At 67.3% G+C, this 18164-nt stretch carries 16 protein-coding genes; 13 read left to right on the top strand and 3 right to left on the bottom strand.

Annotated elements, in window-relative coordinates:
• Positions 1-32: 32 nt before the first annotated feature.
• The 3 genes from ASE88_RS09320 to ASE88_RS09305 all read left to right on the top strand — a co-directional run bounded on the left by ASE88_RS09320 (position 33) and on the right by ASE88_RS09305 (position 3438).
• Entirely contained in the window at positions 33-332 is a 300-nt protein-coding gene (locus ASE88_RS09320; RefSeq protein WP_055874071.1) for a putative quinol monooxygenase, read from the top strand.
• 13 nt (positions 333-345) lie between these two features.
• The gene (locus ASE88_RS09315; protein ID WP_056477698.1) at positions 346-1248 is read left to right on the top strand and encodes a Gfo/Idh/MocA family protein; all 903 of its coding nucleotides are present in this window, start codon (positions 346-348) and stop codon (positions 1246-1248) included.
• Between the two features lie 543 nt (positions 1249-1791).
• Positions 1792-3438 carry a Na+/H+ antiporter gene (locus ASE88_RS09305; RefSeq protein ID WP_056477694.1) on the top strand — a complete coding sequence of 549 codons (1647 nt, stop codon included), beginning with the start codon at positions 1792-1794 and terminating at the stop codon, positions 3436-3438.
• 348 nt (positions 3439-3786) lie between these two features.
• Here ASE88_RS09305 and ASE88_RS09300 read toward each other — a convergent pair whose 3' ends face one another.
• Complete coding sequence (locus ASE88_RS09300) at positions 3787-4158, bottom strand: hypothetical protein (protein WP_156356992.1); 372 nt, start codon at positions 4156-4158, stop codon at positions 3787-3789.
• Positions 4159-4345: 187 nt separating this feature from the next.
• On the opposite strand from ASE88_RS09300, the gene ASE88_RS09295 reads away from it, so the two are divergent.
• Together ASE88_RS09295 and topA are read left to right on the top strand one after the other, a co-directional pair.
• A complete protein-coding gene (locus ASE88_RS09295) occupies positions 4346-6502 on the top strand; it encodes a TonB-dependent siderophore receptor (protein ID WP_056477690.1) in 2157 nt (718 codons plus the stop codon).
• Between the two features lie 236 nt (positions 6503-6738).
• Positions 6739-9345 (top strand): type I DNA topoisomerase, encoded by a 2607-nt coding sequence (gene topA / locus ASE88_RS09290; RefSeq protein WP_056477688.1) that lies wholly within the window; start codon positions 6739-6741, stop codon positions 9343-9345.
• 115 nt (positions 9346-9460) lie between these two features.
• Here the strand turns inward: topA and ASE88_RS09285 are convergent, their stop codons facing one another.
• Together ASE88_RS09285 and panC are read right to left on the bottom strand one after the other, a co-directional pair.
• Positions 9461-9757 (bottom strand): sel1 repeat family protein, encoded by a 297-nt coding sequence (locus tag ASE88_RS09285; RefSeq protein WP_056477685.1) that lies wholly within the window; start codon positions 9755-9757, stop codon positions 9461-9463.
• Between the two features lie 78 nt (positions 9758-9835).
• On the bottom strand, positions 9836-10675 hold the full coding sequence (gene panC / locus ASE88_RS09280) for a pantoate--beta-alanine ligase (RefSeq protein WP_056477684.1): 840 nt from the start codon (positions 10673-10675) through the stop codon (positions 9836-9838).
• A 156-nt stretch (positions 10676-10831) separates the two neighbouring features.
• Here panC and ASE88_RS09275 point away from each other — a divergent pair, with 156 nt between their 5' ends.
• The 8 genes from ASE88_RS09275 to ASE88_RS09240 all read left to right on the top strand — a co-directional run bounded on the left by ASE88_RS09275 (position 10832) and on the right by ASE88_RS09240 (position 18096).
• Positions 10832-11611 carry a division plane positioning ATPase MipZ gene (locus ASE88_RS09275; protein ID WP_414893596.1) on the top strand — a complete coding sequence of 260 codons (780 nt, stop codon included), beginning with the start codon at positions 10832-10834 and terminating at the stop codon, positions 11609-11611.
• Complete coding sequence (locus ASE88_RS09270; protein ID WP_056477682.1) at positions 11608-11874, top strand: DnaJ domain-containing protein; 267 nt, start codon at positions 11608-11610, stop codon at positions 11872-11874. The genes ASE88_RS09275 and ASE88_RS09270 overlap by 4 nt, the downstream gene beginning before the upstream one ends.
• Positions 11875-11985: 111 nt before the next feature.
• Positions 11986-13365, top strand: coding sequence for a phosphoglucomutase/phosphomannomutase PgmG (gene pgmG / locus ASE88_RS09265; protein ID WP_056477680.1), 1380 nt, complete (start codon positions 11986-11988; stop codon positions 13363-13365).
• 391 nt (positions 13366-13756) lie between these two features.
• Complete coding sequence (locus ASE88_RS09260; RefSeq protein ID WP_056477678.1) at positions 13757-14206, top strand: PH domain-containing protein; 450 nt, start codon at positions 13757-13759, stop codon at positions 14204-14206.
• Between the two features lie 27 nt (positions 14207-14233).
• On the top strand, positions 14234-15013 hold the full coding sequence (locus ASE88_RS09255; RefSeq protein WP_056479296.1) for an exonuclease domain-containing protein: 780 nt from the start codon (positions 14234-14236) through the stop codon (positions 15011-15013).
• A gap of 109 nt (positions 15014-15122) precedes the next feature.
• Positions 15123-16631 carry a sensor histidine kinase gene (locus ASE88_RS09250; protein ID WP_056477676.1) on the top strand — a complete coding sequence of 503 codons (1509 nt, stop codon included), beginning with the start codon at positions 15123-15125 and terminating at the stop codon, positions 16629-16631.
• Complete coding sequence (locus ASE88_RS09245; protein ID WP_055874104.1) at positions 16628-17068, top strand: response regulator; 441 nt, start codon at positions 16628-16630, stop codon at positions 17066-17068. The genes ASE88_RS09250 and ASE88_RS09245 overlap by 4 nt, the downstream gene beginning before the upstream one ends.
• The gene (locus tag ASE88_RS09240; RefSeq protein ID WP_082466426.1) at positions 17065-18096 is read left to right on the top strand and encodes a sensor histidine kinase; all 1032 of its coding nucleotides are present in this window, start codon (positions 17065-17067) and stop codon (positions 18094-18096) included. The genes ASE88_RS09245 and ASE88_RS09240 overlap by 4 nt, the downstream gene beginning before the upstream one ends.
• Positions 18097-18164 lie beyond the last annotated feature (68 nt).

Below are 18164 nucleotides of genomic sequence, written 5' to 3'. Positions count from 1 at the left end.
GAACGCGGCAACACCAAAAAGAAGGATGCCCCATGTCCGTCAAGATCATCGCCTTCGTCACCGTGAAGCCCGGCAGCGAGGACGCGTTTGTCGACGCCGCGCGCATTTGCGTCGCCGCATCGCGCGCCGAGCCCGGCGTGCTGCACTACGATTTGTGGCGCGAGGCCGATGGCGAGCGCCGCTTCGTGTTCAACGAGCTCTATGCCGACGACGCCGCGGTCCAGCAGCACATGGCATCGGACCATTTCAAGGCGTTTGGGCTGGCCGCGCGCGATCTCGCCGCCGCGCGCCCCGTGATCATCCAGACCCACGCGATCGACGTCGCCGAATAACCGGCACGGCGCGATGCGCGTGATCATGGCGGGGCTCGGCGACATTGCGCGCAAGGCCTATTTCCCGGTGCTGGCCGCGACGCCGGGGATCGAGCTCCATCTGGTCACGCGCGATCGCGCGGTGCTCGCCGCGCTGGGCGCGACGTACCGGATCACGCATCTCCACGACCGTCTCGACTCGGCGCTGTCCGCGGCGCGCTTCGATGCCGCGTTCGTCCATTCGGCGACGCCAGCCCACCCGGAGATGGTCGAGACGCTGCTTGCCCACGGTGCCGCCGTGCTGGTCGACAAGCCGCTTGCGGATACGTTCGACGCGGCCGCACGGCTGGTCGATCTCGCGCAGCGCCAGCGCCGCCTGCTCGCCATCGGCTTCAACCGCCGCTTCGCCCCCGATTATGCCGCGCTGCGCAGCGGCCCCCGCGCGTTCATGCTGATGCAGAAGCATCGCCACGCGCAGCCCGACACCCCGCGCCGCGTCGTGTTCGACGACTTCATCCACGTCGTCGACACGCTGCGATTCCTCGCCCCCGGACCGATCGCCCGGACGCAGATCGAGACGATCGTCCGCGACGGCCTGCTCAACGGGATCACGCTGACGCTCGCGGGCGAGGGCCATCACGCGATCGGCACGATGCAGCGCGACTCCGGGCTCGACGAGGAACGGCTCGACGTCATCGCCGCGGGCCGCCGCCGCTCGGTCCTCAACCTTGCCGAAACGCGCGACCAGGCCGGCACCGACACGCGCGCCCGTCGCGGCGACTGGACCCCGGTCACGCGCCAACGCGGCTTCGACGCGATGTGCGCCGACTTCCTCGCCGGCGTCCGCGAAGCCCGCCCGACTGCCGCCGAAGACATCCTCGCCACCCACCGCCTCTGCGAAGACATCGTCCGCCACGCGGAGGCGGTCGAGCGTTAGGAGCAACCGGTCTCCCACGTACTTTCCGGGTTTGGAGAGGTAAACGGACTGGCCGCTTTGAGGCGAACGCAGCGGCAAAGCGGACTTAGACTTAGATACAGTCACCAGTGGAGCAAACTGCGAGAAGCCCGGCGAATGGCAACGCAGGAATAGCGACGATGGTGTAAGCGACCATCATCCCAGCGGTGACCCGGTGCGACCATCCGGCCATCCGAATAGCTCCCATCCCTATAAGCCATGCTAGAAAAAGCATGATGTAGGCGAGAGCCACAGACCGATGTGAGAACAGGCCCGTGTGGGCAGCGAAAACCAGTAGCAAGGCTGGTGCCGTTATCATTGCGAGTGCAGCAATAATCGAACGCCCCATGCCGCATCCTCCCACGACCAAGCGGACCAATCAACGTCTAGTTTCGGGGGATGACAGTTCGACCATGAACGTCCGGCCATGGGCGAAACACGAACCGAAGCGCCGACCGGACGATCCCCCAAAAGACGACAATCCGTGTATAGGGGCGCCTCGACATCAACCGAGGGCCTTCCGTTTTGCAGATCGTTACCCTGTGCCTGTTCCTGTTGCTCGCCGTCGTCATCAGCGGGATGGCGTCGCGGATGCTGCCGTCGGCGTTGCCGCGGCCGCTCGTTCAGATCGCGCTGGGGGCTTTGGTCGGTATGGTCGCGCATGTCCGCGTCGAGCTCGACCCCGAATTGTTTTTCCTGCTGCTCGTGCCGCCGCTGCTGTTCCTCGACGGCTGGCGGATCCCCAAGGACGAGCTGTTCCGCGATCGCGGCGCGGTGCTCGGGCTGGCGCTCGGGCTCGTCTTCCTGACCGTGCTCGGCATGGGCGTGTTCATCCACTGGCTGATCCCGACGATGCCGCTGGGCGTCGCGTTCGCATTGGCGGCGGTCGTCTCGCCGACCGATCCGATCGCGGTGTCCGCGGTCGCGCAGAAGGCGCCGATCCCGAAGCGGATGATGCACATCCTGGAGGGCGAGGCGTTGCTGAACGATGCGTCGGGGCTGGTCTGCGTGCGATTCGCGATTGCCGCGGTGCTGACCGGCGGCTTCTCGCTCGGCGAGGCGACGCTGACCTTTGCGTGGATGGCGCTGGCGGGGGTCGCGATCGGCGTCGGCATCACCTGGGCGATCGTCGCGAGCAAGGCCGCGTTCGCGCGCCGGTTCGGCGACGAGACCGGCTCGAACATCCTGGTCAGCCTGCTGATCCCGTTCGCTGCCTATCTCGCGGCGGAACATGTCCATGCATCGGGTGTCCTGGCCGCCGCCGCCGCGGGGATCGCGATGACCTTTACCGGTGCCACCACCAGCGTCGCGGCAGGGACGCGGATCCGCCGCCGCGCGGTGTGGGACATGCTGCAATTCACGCTCAACGGCGTGATCTTTGTGCTGCTCGGCGAGCAATTGCCCGAGGTGTTCGTGCGCGCGCGCGATACGGTCACCACGACCGGCCACGTCAGCCCCTGGTGGCTGGCGATCTATGTCTTCGCCGTCGTGCTCGGCCTCGCGGTGCTGCGCTTCGGATGGGTGTGGGTGTCGATGCAGTTGACGCTGCTGCGCGCGCGGCGGCACGATGACGCCGCGGTCAGCCCGCCGCGCCGGATCATCGCGGCGATGTCGGCGGCGGGCGCACGCGGTGCGATCACGCTGGCAGGTGCGCTGACGCTGCCGCTCACGCTGAACGACGGGACGCCGTTCCCGGCGCGCGATCTGGTAATCTTCCTGGCGTCGGGCGTGATCCTGTCGTCGCTCGTGATCGCCGCGGTGGCGCTGCCGCTGCTGCTGCGCGGATTGAACCTGCCGCCCGACGAAGGCATCGCGGCGGCGCGCGACCGGGCCCGGCTGGTCTCCGCCAAGGCGGCGATCGCCGAACTCGATCGTGTCCAGCACCAGATGGCGGACGGGCGCGACGATCCGGATCGCTTCACCGACATCGCCGCGCGGCTGATGGACCAGTATCGCGAGCGGATCGACAGCCTGGCGACGTTGCCCGAGGACCGTACCGGCCAAGCGGATGCGCCGATCGAGCGCGACATGCGGCTGGCCGCGGTCCGTGCCGAGCGCAATGCGATCTTCGATCTGGCGCGGCGGCGGGAAATCGGCGTGACGCTGGCGGAGCAGCTCGGCCGCGAGCTCGACCTGATCGACGCGCGTCTGTCGCGCCAAGGGCTTGCGTAGCACCGAAGAAACAGAGGTTTTGCGCTCCGCCTGTCCGTGTGACTGAAACCGGCGGAGCGCAGAAGGTACGCGTTACTAGGCGAATCCTCTGCGAACCGCTTTGCCGGACCCTGGTGAATTATTGGTGAACGATGGCGCCCCGCCCGTCCGTGCGACACTCTCGTATCCGGGCGGGGCGCCAAGGACGCAGCGCCATGAAGCGCGCATCACTAACTATAAGCTAGCATCAGATCCCCGGAGCGGAAGCACGGTCCGTCACGCGTCAGGCTCGCTTGGTCCGATATGTGTCCGAAACATGTCCAGCACCGCAGGCTTACTGCCGCGGAGACGCTGCGAAGAACGGAGCCTTCAGTTCTTCGCTGGTGTCTGCGCGTCAGCCGGTGCGGGCATCTTGAGCTTTCGCAGCCGGGCGATCACGTCGCGCGCGCCCGCCGGGGCGACCTGGAGGAACAGCGCGAATAGCGCCTCGTCGTCGAACGTCTCGAGCGCGGTGGCGATCGGCAGCGCGATCGCCTGACGGCTGCGCGCACCCGGTTGCGCCTCCAGCACGATCGTCCGCCACGCCATGCCGACCGGCGCCGGACCCGCGACGTCGGCGAACTCGCCCGGCACCATGTTGCGGATCCGCAAGCGACGCGTCGACGCGTTGGCGAACCATGCCGCGTCGCCTGCCGTCGCGATCTCCACCGCCAAATCCCGTCCGTTCATGACCTGCCTCATATCCCGTCGATCGTCACTGATCCCGCGCGGTGCTGCGGAAGCGCCCGCGATGCAACCCGGGGGCGGCGAAGCGGTCCGCACTGATGCCCGGATATCACAGCAGGCCTCCGCGGACCGCGATCGCGATATTCGCTATTGATAATAGTTATCAAGAACGGTAGCCGGCCTGCATTACGAAAGGGATCCCATGACACGACGTTTCGGCATAGCCGTCCTGCTAGCTTCGGCAGCGACCGCCGCCCCCGGGCTGGCACAGACCGCGCCTGCGGCGCCCGCCGCCAGCCTCGACACCGGGATCGTCGTCGTCACCGGCCAACATGCGCGCAACCAGGCGTCGTCGGGCACCAAGACGGACACGCCGCTGGCCGAGACCCCGCAGTCGATCAGCGTCATCACGAGCGACGATATCGCGGGTCGCAGCCTGCAGAACCTCAACCAGGCGCTGCGCTTCGTGGCTGGCGTCACCCCCGAGACGCGCGGCGCAAGCGCGGAAGTGTACGACCAGTTCAAGCTGCGCGGGTTCGATGCGCCGGTGTATCTCGACGGCCTGAAACAGTTCGGCAGCGCATCGGGCTATGCGGTGCCGCAGGTCGACGTCTCGCGGCTCGACCGGATCGAGGTCATCAAGGGGCCCGCATCGGTGCTGTACGGCCAGTCGAGCCCGGGCGGCCTCGTCGCCGAATCGAGCAAGCTCCCGCTCGATCAGGCGTTGTACGGCGCGATCAGCGGGACCTATGGCAATTACGATCTCTACCGCGTCGATGCCGATCTCGGCGGGCGCGCCGGCGAGGGCGTGCTATGGCGGATCAACGGCAGCGCGAACGGCGCGGACACGCAGCAGAAGTTCGGCAAGCGCGAACGCCAGACGATCTCGGCCGCGGTGACCGCGGGCGCGGGCAGCTCGACCAGCTTCACGCTGCTCGGCGCCTATTCGCACGATCCGTATAACGGCGATTACGGCGTGTTTCCGGCCAGTGGCACGCTGCTCGCAAACCCCAACGGCAAGCTGCCGACCAGCTTCGACGGGGGCGAAGCAGGCAACCGGTTCAGCCGCGACCAGGCCGCGCTCACCTACATCTTCCGCCATGAGTTGGGCGGCGGCTGGGCGTTCCGCTCGTCGGGCCGCTATCAATATGTGAAGGCCAATCTGGGGCTGATCTATACCGCAGGCGGGCTCGATCCGAGCGATCCGAGCGGCCAGACCTTCTCGCGCGCCTCCTATGCGTCGCGCGAACAGCTCAACAACTGGACGTTCGACAACCAGCTGAGCGGCACGGTCCAGACCGGGCCGATCAAGCACACGCTTCTCTTCGGCGTCGATCGCCAGGTCGCGCACTCGGCCCAAGTCGTGGCGTTCGGCGTCGCGCCGTCGCTCAACGGCTTTGCCCCGGTCTATGGGACGACGACGGTCCCCACCGCGCCGGAGCAGATCGGCGGTCAAAATCCGACGAACATACGGCAACGTCAGCAAGGCCTCTACGCACAGGATCAGATGTCGCTGGGCGACCTTCGCGTGGTGCTGAGCGGACGGCAGGACTGGGCGCGCTCCGAGCAGGTGGGCTTCGGCGTGAAGCCCGATGAGAAGTTCACCTATCGCGCCGCCGCGCTCTACACGCTGCCGTTCGGGTTGGCCCCGTATGTCAGCTATTCGACGTCGTTCGAACAGCAGCCCAGCCTGATCGAACGCAGCGACGGATCGCCGGGTCTCGCCGACCCATCGCTTGGCAAACAGCTCGAAGCGGGCGCCAAGTTCACGGTACCGGGGACGCAGATCCTGCTGTCGGGCGCGTGGTTCCGGATCGAACAGACCAACGTGCTTACCTCGACGCCGAACTTCTCGCGATCGCGGCAGACCGGTGGCGTGCGTTCGCAGGGCGTTGAGTTCGAGGGTAGCGCACCGCTGCCTTACGGCTTCGCTGCCCGCGGCGCGTTCAGCCGCCAGCGCGTCAAGGTCACCGAGGACGCCGACAACCCGGCTCGCGTCGGCCGGGGTCTGGAGACCGTCGGCCGTGGCGGCGCGTCGCTCGGGCTGGACTGGGCGGCGCCGGACGGCGCGCTCGCAGGGCTGACGATCGGCGGCGCGGTGCGGCATGTCGACCAGGTCTATGCCGGCGTCTCGCCGGGCGAGACGCAGGGTCGCAACAGCCCGTCCTACACGGTCTATGACGCGCTGGTCCGCTACGACCTGGAAAAGCTCGCGCCGTCGCTGCGCGGGCTGAGCCTGGCGGTCAACGGCGCCAACATCTTCGACAAGAAGTATCTGACGTCGTGCTTCGCCAACTATAACTGGTGCTGGTACGGCAACCGCCGCACCGTCCAGGCGACGATCGGCTATCGCTTCTAAGATTCCTTACACTGTGCGTGTGCGATCCTCTCCCGGCCGAGGGAGGATCGCTGCCAGAAAGTGCCGCGTTTGCCGATGCGTGCGGTAAATTCAGGGGGCGCCAGGCTGCCGCCCTCTGGAAAACCGGCTGCCGCGACGGCACTTGGGGCACGTCATTCCGGGCTCACCCCGGGTTGACGCGGCCACCCCGACGCCGTCACCCTCGTACGCGTACACGTAAGGACCCCGGTTTCCCCATGCAGCTTGTCATCGTCGAATCGCCCGCCAAGGCCAAAACCATCGAGAAGTATCTCGGCAGCGACTATCGCGTGCTGGCCAGCTACGGCCATGTCCGCGACCTGCCGCCCAAGGACGGCTCGGTGGATCCCGACGACCAGTACGCGATGACGTGGGAAAATTACGCCGACAAGTCGAAGCAGCTCAAGGCGATCACCGATCTCGCCAAGCTCGCCGACCGCCTGATCCTCGCGACCGATCCGGATCGCGAGGGCGAGGCGATTTCGTGGCACGTCCGCGAGGTTTTGCGGGCGCGCAAAGCGCTGCCCAAGGAGGTCGAGCGCGTCACCTTCAACGCGATCACCAAGGCCACCGTCACCGAGGCGATGAAGAACCCGCGCGAGCTCGACGACGATCTGATCGACGCGTACCGCGCCCGCCGTGCGCTCGATTACCTCGTCGGCTTCACGCTCTCGCCGGTGCTGTGGCGCAAGCTGCCCGGCGCCAAGTCCGCCGGCCGCGTGCAGTCCGTCTCGCTGCGCCTGATCGTCCAGCGCGAGCGCGAGATCGACGTGTTCAAGCCGCAGGAATATTGGTCGGTGACGGCCGAGATGGAGCATGACGGCACCGCGTTCCAGGCGCGGCTGACTCAGTTCGAGGGCAACAAGCTCGACCGCCTGTCGATCGGCAACGAAGGCGACGCGCTGCGCGCCAAGCAGGCGGTGCTCGACGGCAATTTCTCGGTCCAGACGGTCGAGACCAAGCCCGCCACGCGCAACCCGCCGCCGCCGTTCACCACCTCGACCTTGCAGCAGGAGGCATCGCGGAAGCTCGGCTTCTCCGCCGATCACACGATGCGGATCGCGCAAGGCCTCTACGAGGACGGCGCGATCACCTATATGCGTACCGACGGCGTCCAGATGGACGGCAGCGCGATCAGCGCCGCACGCCTCGCGGTCGCGAACCGCTTCGACGCGAGCTACGTCCCCGACAAGCCGCGCCAGTACCAGTCGAAGGCGAAGAATGCGCAGGAAGCGCATGAGGCGATCCGCCCGACCGATTTCGGCAAGGACAAGGCCGGCGGCGGCGATCATGCGCGCCTCTACGACCTGATCTTCAAGCGCGCGCTCGCCAGTCAGATGGCGTCGGCACGGATGGAGCGCACCACGGTCGAGATGGCCGACGGTACGGGGCGCAACATCCTGCGCGCCACCGGTCAGGTCGTGCTCTTCCCCGGCTATCTCGCGCTGTACGAGGAAGGGTCGGACGACTCCGCCGACGAGGACGCCCGCCGCCTGCCGCGGATGAAGGAGGGCGATGCCCCCGCCAAGAAGAAGGTCGACGCCGAGCAGCACTTCACGCAGCCGCCGCCGCGCTTCTCGGAAGCCAGCCTCGTCAAGCGGATGGAGGAGCTCGGCATCGGCCGCCCGTCCACCTACGCGTCGATCATCAAGACGCTGAAGGACCGCGCCTACGTCCGGATCGAGAAGAACCGCTTCTTCGCCGAGGAGAGCGGGCGGCTGGTGACGGCGTTCCTCGAACGCTTCTTCGAGAAATATGTCGGTTACGACTATACCGCCGAGCTCGAGGAGGAACTCGACGACGTCTCGGGCGGCCGCGCGCAGTGGCAGTCGGTGCTCGACGCGTTCTGGCGCGATTTCAAGCCGCGCACCAACGAGGTGATGGAACAGCAGCCCAGCGCGATCACCGCCGAGCTCGACACCTTCCTCGCGCCCTACCTCTTCCCCGCCAAGGCGGACGGCGGCGATCCGCGCCTCTGCCCGAATTGCGGCGAGGGCCAGCTCGCGCTGCGCGGCGGCAAGTTCGGCGCGTTCATCGCGTGCTCGAACTATCCCGAGTGCAAGTACACGCGCCGGTTCGCGCAACCCGGCGGCGAGGCGGAAGCCGATACCGGCCCGTCGACGCTTGGCGTCGATCCGGACACCAACCTGCCGGTCGAGCGCAAGTCGGGACGCTTCGGCCCCTATATCCAGATCGGCGAGGGCGAGACGCGGAAGATGGCGTCGATCCCGAAGGATATCGGCGAGCTCGATCTCGAATGGGCGCTCAAACTGCTGTCGCTGCCACGCACCGTCGGCACGCATCCCGAAACCGGCGAGCCGATCACCGCGGCGATCGGGCGCTATGGTCCGTATTTGAAGCATGCGGGCAAATATGCGCGGCTGACCTCGACCGCCGACGTGTTCGAGACGGGGATGAACGCCGCCGTGGTGAAGCTCGCCGAAGCGGCGGCCGGCGGCGGACGCACCGCGCGTGGCGCGCAGGCGCCGCTGAAGGTGCTGGGCAACCATCCGCGGACCGAGGCGGAGATCAAGCTGATGGAGGGGCGCTACGGGGCGTACGTCACCGACGGCACGACCAACGCGACGTTGCCAAAGTCGATCGAGAAGGACCAGCTGACGCTGGAAGAAGCCGCGTCGCTGATCGACGCGCGCGCGGCGGCGGCGCCGGCGACGAAGAAGAAGAAGGCGCCGGCCAAGAAGCCTGCGGCGAAGAAGGCCCCGGCGAAGGCGGCTGCGGCCGAGGCGAAGGCTCCTGCAAAGAAGGCTCCGGCGAAAAAGGCCCCCGCCAAGAAAGCCGCGCCAAAGAAGAAAGAGGAAGCCTAATTCCCCTCCCGCTTGCGGGAGGGGCTAGGGGAGGGATCGAAATACCCCACGAACGCGACGTTCGCGGTGATCCCCTCCCCCAACCCCTCCCGCAAGCGGAAGGGGAGCCTTCAGCTTACGCCGCGCGGCGTTGCGTCAGCTGCATCCAGTCCCGTGCGGCGCGCTGCGCCACCGAGATTTCGCGCGGCGTCATGTCCTCGGCGATTTCCGCGCGGCATTCCTGCGCGGCGACGTTCCCCGACACCGCCGCGAGGTTGAACCACTTGTGCGCCTCGATCAGGTCGAGGACGACGCCCGACGTTCCCGTCGAATACACCATCCCGAGTTCGTAGCACGCCCGACCGTCGCCGCGCGCGGCATCGGCCAGACGGCGTTGGATCGTACTATTCGCGTTCTTCAGACTGATGCCCATGGTCTTGCCCCCAATGTTCTTGAGGATAGACTGCCGTGATTCGGGCTACGAAATGGTTAATGGGTTAACAGGCGTTCTTTACAACTCTATCGCGATGTTATCGATCAACCGCGTGGCGCCCATCCGCGCCGCCGCGAGCAACCGCCGCGGACGATCGGCGGCGGGGTTATCCGCCAGCGTCTCGGCATCCGCCAGCGCGACGTAATCGATCGTGAACCCCGCGCCGACGAGCGTCGTCCGCGCATCGTCGAGCACCGACTCGACGTCCTCGCCCTTCGCGATCGCTCGAGCGGCCACACCCAGCGCGCGCGGCAGGGCCACCGCCTGTTTGCGCTGCTCGTCATCGAGATAGATGTTGCGCGACGACATCGCCAAGCCGTCATCGTCGCGCTGCGTCGGCACGCCGACGATGTCGATCGCGAAGTCGAGATCGGCGACGAACCGCCGGACGACCGCGAGCTGCTGGTAATCCTTTTCACCAAAATATGCCGCGTCGGGGCCGACCTGGTTGAACAGCTTCGACACGACCGTCGCGACGCCGTCGAAATGGCCGGGGCGCGCGGTACCGTCGAATCCGTCGCTGACACCCGAGACGCGAACCGTCGTCGCGAACCCGTCGGGATACATCGCCTCGACCGACGGCAGCCAGAGCAGGTCGCATCCGGCCTCGGTGAGCATCCGGATATCGGCCATCTCGCGCCGCGGATAGCGCGACAGATCCTCGTTCGCCCCAAACTGCTTGGGGTTCACGAAGATCGACGCGACCACTTTCGTCCCGGGCCGCTTCGCCGCCTCGATCAGCGCGACATGGCCCGCGTGGAGCGCCCCCATCGTCGGGACGAGCGCGACACGCTGGCCGCCCGCACGAAAGGCGGCGACGCTGTCGCGCAACGCATTCAGGTCCCGGACGATGTCCACGTGAAACTCCTACTCGATAAGTGCGGTCGCGGCTTCTATGAAGGGTGACAGTTACGATCAATAAGGAAACGCGCGTTGGCCACGGGCCCCGAACAGACCCCCGCTTCTACGCCTGTTGCCGCCCCTCTGCCAGCGGCAGCGTCGACGCACGTGATCGTGTTTGCCAACGAAAAGGGCGGGACGGGCAAGTCGACGACCGCGGTCCATGTCGCGATCGCGCTCGCCGCCAAGGGCGCGCGCGTCGCGTGTCTCGATCTCGACCATCGCCAGCGCACCGTCGGCCGCTATCTCGACAACCGCGCCGAAACGATGAAGCGCAACGGCTCGGTGCTGCCGATGCCGCGCCACGCGACGCTGTCGCAACAGAGCGAGGACCAGTTCGAGGATCTCTGGCATTCCCTGTGCGAGGGCTCGGACTTCCTGATCGTCGACACCCCCGGCCGCGACGATCCGTTCGCGCGCACCGCGGCGGCGCTGTCGAACACGCTCGTCACGCCGATGAACGACAGCTTCGTCGACTTCGACCTGATCGGACAGGTCGATCCCGAGACGTATCACGTCACCCGCCCCAGCTTCTATTCCGAGCTCATCTGGGATGCGCGCAAGCAGCGCGCGCGCGCCGATGGCACGACGATCGACTGGGTCGTGCTGCGCAACCGCCTCCAGCATATCGAAGCGCGCAACATGCGCCGCGTGTCGGATGCGCTGGCGCAACTGGCCAAGCGCGTCGGCTTCCGGATCATCCCGGGGCTCGGCGAGCGCGTCATCTACCGCGAGATGTTCCCCGCCGGGCTGACGATGATCGATGCGAAGGCGTTTGGCAGCATGGGCCTCGCCCACGTCGCCGCCCGCCAGGAACTGCGCGAGATGATGGCGGCGCTGCAGCTGCCCGAGGTCGTCGGGGAGCAGCCGTCGATGCCCGGCGTCGCTGCGTGAAGTGGATCGTCGCCGCCGTCTTCATCTGGCTGGCCTGGCATTATCTACGGCCCAAGCCGACGTCCAAATCTGAACGGGCCGTGGTGGCGGACGAAACCGAGGCGCGTTCGATCCTCGGCCTCGACCGCACCGCAGACGTGGACGCGATCCGCAGCGCGCACCGGCGGCTGATCGCCTCGGTGCATCCGGACCGTGGCGGCTCGACCGACCTGACCCGCCGGGTGAACGCCGCGCGCGACCTGCTGCTAAAGCGCGCGCGCTAACCCGTTCTCCTGCGAACGCAGGAGCCCAAGGTCGCAAAACGCTATCGCTCTTGGCTCCTGGACCCCCGCTTTCGCGGGGGCACAGCAGTGAGACGTAATCGGAGAGAGCCCATGACCCATCAGTTCGATCCGACCTCGCTCCGCGAATACGACATCCGCGGGATCGTGGGCACCGCGCTCGGCCCCGCCGACGCCGTCGCGATCGGCCGCGGCTTCGCCACCCGTATCCGCGAGGCCGGCGGCACGCGCGTCGTCGTCGGCTATGACGGCCGCCTGTCCTCCCCCGAACTCGAAGCCGCACTCGTTTCCGGCCTGACAGCCGGGGGCGTCGACGTCGTCCGCATCGGCCTCAGCACCTCGCCGATGCTCTATTACGCCGAGGCCACGCTAGAGGTGGATGGCGGCATCCAGGTAACCGGCAGCCACAATCCCCCCGAGTATAACGGCTTCAAGATGGTGCACGCGCACGCGCCATTTTTCGGCGACGCCATCCAGGACCTCGCGACGCTCGCCGCCTCGGGCGCCTGGAGCGAAGGCGCGGGCGAGGTCACGACCGCGGACGTGCTCGACGCCTATGTCGGTCGGTTGATGGCGGGCTTTGCGGGGGGCGCGTACCGGATCGGCTGGGACACCGGCAACGGCGCCGCCGGCCCGGTGATCGAGAAGCTCGTCGAGCTGCTGCCGGGTGAGCATCATGTGATCTTCGCCGATGTCGACGGCAATTTTCCAAACCATCATCCCGATCCTACCGAAGAAGCCAACCTTGCCGATCTCAAACGGCTGGTCGCGGCGAAGAATCTCGATTTCGGACTGGCCTTCGACGGCGACGGCGATCGGATCGGCGCGGTCGACGGGCGGGGACGCGTGATCTGGGGCGATCAGATTCTCTCCATTCTGGTCGAACCTGCACTCCGCGACCATCCCGGCGCACCGATCGTCGCCGACGTGAAGTCGAGCCAGGCGCTGTTCGACCGGATCGTAGAGCTGGGCGGAGAGCCGGTCATGGCGGCGACCGGGCACAGCCTGATGAAGCAGGCGATGGCGCGCACGGGTGCGCCGCTCGGGGGAGAACTGAGCGGTCACCTGTTCTTCGCGGGCGACTATTACGGCTTCGACGACGCGCATTACGCCGCGGTACGGCTGATCCGCGCGGTACACCTGTCCGGCCGTTCGCTGACCGCGCTGTGCGACGCTATGCCCGCGCTGGTGGCGACGCCCGACCTGCGCTTCCCGGTCGAGGACGCGCGGAAATTCGTCGTCGTCGACGCGGTGATCGCGCGACTGGAGGCCGAAGGCGCGGACGTGATCCTCACCGATGGTGCGCGCGTGACGACCGCCGACGGCTGGTGGCTGCTGCGTGCGTCGAACACGCAGGCGATGCTGACCGTCCGGGCGGAGGCGAAGGATCAGGCGGCGCTCGCGGCGTTGCTGGCCGAGGTCGATGCGCAGCTGGCGGCGAGTGGTGTGATCCGCACCGGGCGGCCCACCTAGAACGCCACCCCGGCGAAGGCCGGGGCCCAAGTGGAACGGTGGAATTAACGAAGCGCCGACATCGGTTAGCAACGTCACCCAATTGGACCCCGGCCTTCGCCGGGGGGGTGCAGTTGGATGGGGTGCCGCAGAACCGGACGGACACCCCGCGGTGCGCCGTGACGTGCAGTCTCCTCGTCATTCCCGCGGAGGCGGGAACCCATAATAGCTGGCCTCGCCACAGAATCGCAATCGTCCGGGGAATATGGATCCCCGCCTTCGCGGGGATGACGACAACGCGGGTATGACGACAATGCGGGGGATGTTCGCAGGACTTGAGGCGGCGACGACACATGATTGACACGCCATCCCCCTCGCCTACCGTTCGGCCACCACCCCCAAGGAGTCTCCCGTGGAGCGCCCAGTCGATGAATTCCGGTCCAGCACGCGCCGCTGGCTGCTCGGCAGCTTTGCCGGCTGGGGAACGCTGGTCACCTGCCTGGTCGGAATCGGCTTCGTCCTGATCGGCGTCCGCTGGCTCAGGAACCGCAGCGCGGCGTACGAGATCACCGACCAGCGGCTGATCATCAAACGCGGCATCCTGTTCAAGACGATCGACGAGGTCGAGCTCTACCGGATCAAGGACGTCCGGCTCGGCTATTCGCTGCTCAACCAGATGACCGACATCGGCACGATCACGCTCACCTCGAGCGACCGCACCACGAACGGCGGCGAATTCACGCTCCGCGACATCCCGATGGCGCGCGATCGCCGCGAGGGCCTGCGCACGCTCGTCGACTGCGCCCGCCAGCGTCGCGGCGTCCGCGAACTCGACGTCGAGGATACATACGCGCTGGATTAAGCGCGCTTTTGTCCCCACATGGCGGGCATGGCGCCCCCCTATCCCAAGCCCAAGCAGCAACCGCAGATGATCCGGGTCGTCGACCTGGAGACCACCGGCTCGGCCCCGCCCGCGCACGGCGTCTGCGAGATCGGCTGGCAGGACGTCGCGCTCGGCGAGGATGGCCGCTGGGAGATTTACGGCGAAGGCGGCAGCCTGCTCGTCAATCCCGGCCGGCTGATCCCGCCGATCACGCAGGCGATCCACCATATCCTCGACGAGCATGTCGCCGACGCGCCGTGGTGGCACGACTGCGCGCGCCAGGTGCTCGATCCGTGGCCGCGCCGCCTCGCGCTCGCCGCGCACCGCGCCGATTTCGAGCAGAAATTCTGCACCCCCGCGCTGACCCGCGACGCCGAGTGGATCTGCACGTGGAAATGCGCGCTGCGGCTATGGCCCGACAGCCCGAGCTTCTCGAACCAGGTGCTGCGCTACTGGCGCAAACCCCACGGCATGGAGCACGAACGCGGCCTGCCCGCGCACCGGGCTTTTCCCGACGCGTATGTCACCGCGTTCCATCTGCGCGACATGCTCAACGAGGCAAGTCTGGCGCAGCTGCTCGAATGGTCGCGCGATCCGGGGCTGATCCCGCGCGTCCGCTATGGCCCCGATCGCGGCAAGGAATGGTCCGAGCTCGATCACGAGACGCTGATGGCGTTCATGACCGACCGCGATCCCGATATCCGCTTCACCGCCAACCACGAGATGGACCGCCGCAGCGGTGGCGGCCGCGTCGGCAAGGCCAGCGCGCAGGACCTGTTGCTGTAGCTGCCTGTCCTGCCCCGCCAGGGGTAGAATGGTGGGTGTCACCACCCTTGCTCTGCGTCAGGGCAGTATCGCTGGCGTAACGACCGGCCTTACCGTAGATCGGCACCCTATGGTCAGCGTACGCCTGCAATTGCCTTCGTCCGAGGGGCGTGTCGCTCGCTGGCTCGTCGCGTTCATGACGCTCGGTTTCATCGCGCTCGCCGCCGCCGCGGTCGCGATCGGCTGGATCACGGTCCGCAACCGCACCTACACCGCCGATATCCTCCACACGCAGGACGTCCGCCAGGCGATCGCGACACTCCAGATCGAGATGGAGCAATCCGAGACCGCACGGCGCGGCTATATGCTCGCGGGCAAGCCGTTGTTCGCGACCGCCTATGCGCGGACCGCGGGCAATATCGTCCCGTCGATCCGCACGATCCGCCATCTCACGCGCGACAATGCCGCGCAGATCGCCCGGATAGACCGGATCGAGGCAAGCTTCGTCCAGTTGCGCGCGCTGCGAACCGAATCGGTGGCGCTGGTCGCATCGGGCCGGATCGCCGAGGCGCAGCGCCGGTTCGCGGTCGACGCCAGCGTGCCGCTGATGCGCAGCATCCGTTACCGGCTCCAGGCGATGGCCGCCGACGAGGTCCGCCTGCTCGCGATCCGCACCGGCCGCCAGCAGACCAGCAGCGCGCTGTTCCTCTCGGTGGCCGGGCTCGCCGCCGCACTGCTCCTGATCGTCGCGATCCTCGCGATCCTCGTGATCCGCCGCTACACCACCGATCTGGCCGGCTCGCGCGACAGCCTGCGCGATCTGAACGAGACGCTCGAGGATCAGGTCGCGACTCGCACCGCCGATCTCAGCCGCGCGAACGAGGAAATTCAGCGCTTCGCCTATATCGTCAGCCACGATCTGCGCTCGCCGCTCGTAAACGTCATGGGCTTCACTGCCGAACTCGCCACCGCCGCCGGACCGCTCGCCGAGTTGATCGATCGTGTCGAGGCCGAAGCGCCGCATATCCTGACGCAGGACGCCATGCTGGCCGCGCGCGAGGACCTGCCCGAGGCGATCGGCTTCATCCGCACCTCGACGCAGAAGATGGACCGGCTGATCAACGCCATCCTCAAGCTGTCGCGCGAGGGGCGTCGGACGATCGCGCCCGAGCATATCGACCCCGCGCAATTGGTCGACACGATCATCGGCTCGATGCAGCACATCGTCGACGATCGCGGTGCGGTCGTCCGCGTCGAGCGGCCGATGCCCGCGGTCGTCACCGATCGGCTGGCGCTCGAACAGATCCTGTCGAACCTGATCGAGAACGCGACCAAATATCTGAAGCCCGGCCGTCCCGGCGAGATCGTCGTGTGCGGCCACAACGAGCGCAGCCGCGTCATCCTGTCGGTGATCGACAATGGCCGCGGTATCGATGTGCGCGATCATCAGCGCGTGTTCGACCTGTTCCGCCGCTCGGGGCCGCAGGATCAGCCCGGCGAAGGGATAGGCCTCGCGCATGTCCGCGCGCTGGCCTATCGTCTGGGCGGCACGATCGACGTGCAGTCGACGCTCGGCGACGGCGCCACCTTCCGCCTCAACCTTCCCAGCGCCATGACGATTCAGGATAGCACGCCATGAACCAGCACCAGACCGTCGGGATCGTCATGATCGAGGACGACGAAGGCCATGCCCGGCTGATCGAGAAGAACATCCGTCGCGCAGGCATCCTGAACGACATCAAGCACTTCACCGACGGCACGAGCGCGCTCGACTTCCTGTTCAATGCGGTCGACGGGCCCGCCAAGAGCGGCCCGGCGATGATCCTGCTCGATCTCAACCTGCCCGACATGAGCGGGACCGACATCCTCGCGCGGATCAAGGCGGAGAACAGCCCGCTGCGCCGCACGCCCGTCGTCGTGCTGACGACCACCGACGACAAGATCGAGATCGAGCGCTGCTACGATCTGGGCTGCAACGTCTACATCACCAAGCCGGTCAACTATGAGAGCTTCGCGCAGGCGATCCGCCAGCTCGGGCTGTTCCTGTCGGTGATCCAGGTTCCCGACGCCGAGTGAGCGGGCCGAGCGTCCTCTACATCGACGACGACGCCGGGATCCGGCGGCTGGCGGCGCGTGCGCTCGAACGCCGCGGCTACCGCATGACCGTCGCCGAGACCGGCGCGGAAGGCGTGGTCAAGGCGGCGGCCGAGCGGTTCGACCTGATCGCGGTCGATCACTACATGCCCGGCATGGACGGGCTCGAAACGCTCGAGGCGCTGCGCCGGCTGCCCGATCCGCCCCCGGTCGTGTACGTCACGGGGTCCGAGGAAGGCCGCATCGCGGTCGCCGCGCTGAAGGCGGGCGCGGCGGACTATGTCGTGAAGACGGTGGGCGAGGATTTCTTCGACCTGCTCGACGCCTCGTTCGCACAGGTGCGCGCGCGCGCGCTGCTCGAACAGGAGAAGACGTCCGTCGAAGCCGATCTGCGCGCCAGCAACGCGCGGCTCGAGGCGCTGCTCGGCGAGGTGAACCACCGCGTCGCCAACTCGCTGCAGCTCGTCTCGGCGATGGTCCGCCTGCAGGCGACCGCGCTTACCGACCCGTCCGCGCGCGAGGCGCTGGAGGATACGCAGCGCCGCATCCAGGCGATCGCGCAGGTCCACCGGCGGCTCTACACGAGCAACGATGTCGAGAATGTCGACATGCAGGAATATCTCGGCGCGCTGGTCGACGAACTCGCCGAGACCTGGTCGACCGACGCGCTCCCGCGCGCGCTGACTCTGGTCGCCGAGCCGATCCGGCTGCCGACCGACCGCGCGGTGTCGCTCGGCGTGATCGTCACCGAACTCGTCACCAACGCGTGCAAATATGCCTATCCCACCAGCGGCGGCGAAGTCCGCGTCGTGCTGCGCCGGATCGACGACGACATCGTCCTGCTTGCGGTCGAGGACGATGGCTGCGGCATTCCGGAAGACGCGGTGCCGCGCGGGACAGGTCTAGGCACGAAACTGATCCGCGCGATGGCGCAGAGCCTGCAGACGATCGTCGAATACGACCCGACCCACACCGGCGTCCGCGCCACGCTGCGCGCCGCGGTCCGGTAGAGACGCTCAACCCGATCCTCCCCCGCCAGGGGGAGGTGGCGCCGCATGCGACGGAGGGGGAGGACACG

This window comes from Sphingomonas sp. Leaf38, from assembly GCF_001421825.1.
Classification (GTDB): Bacteria; Pseudomonadota; Alphaproteobacteria; order Sphingomonadales; family Sphingomonadaceae; genus Sphingomonas.
Note: the sequence above shows the minus strand (reverse complement) of the source record. Positions and strands in the feature narration are given on the sequence as shown.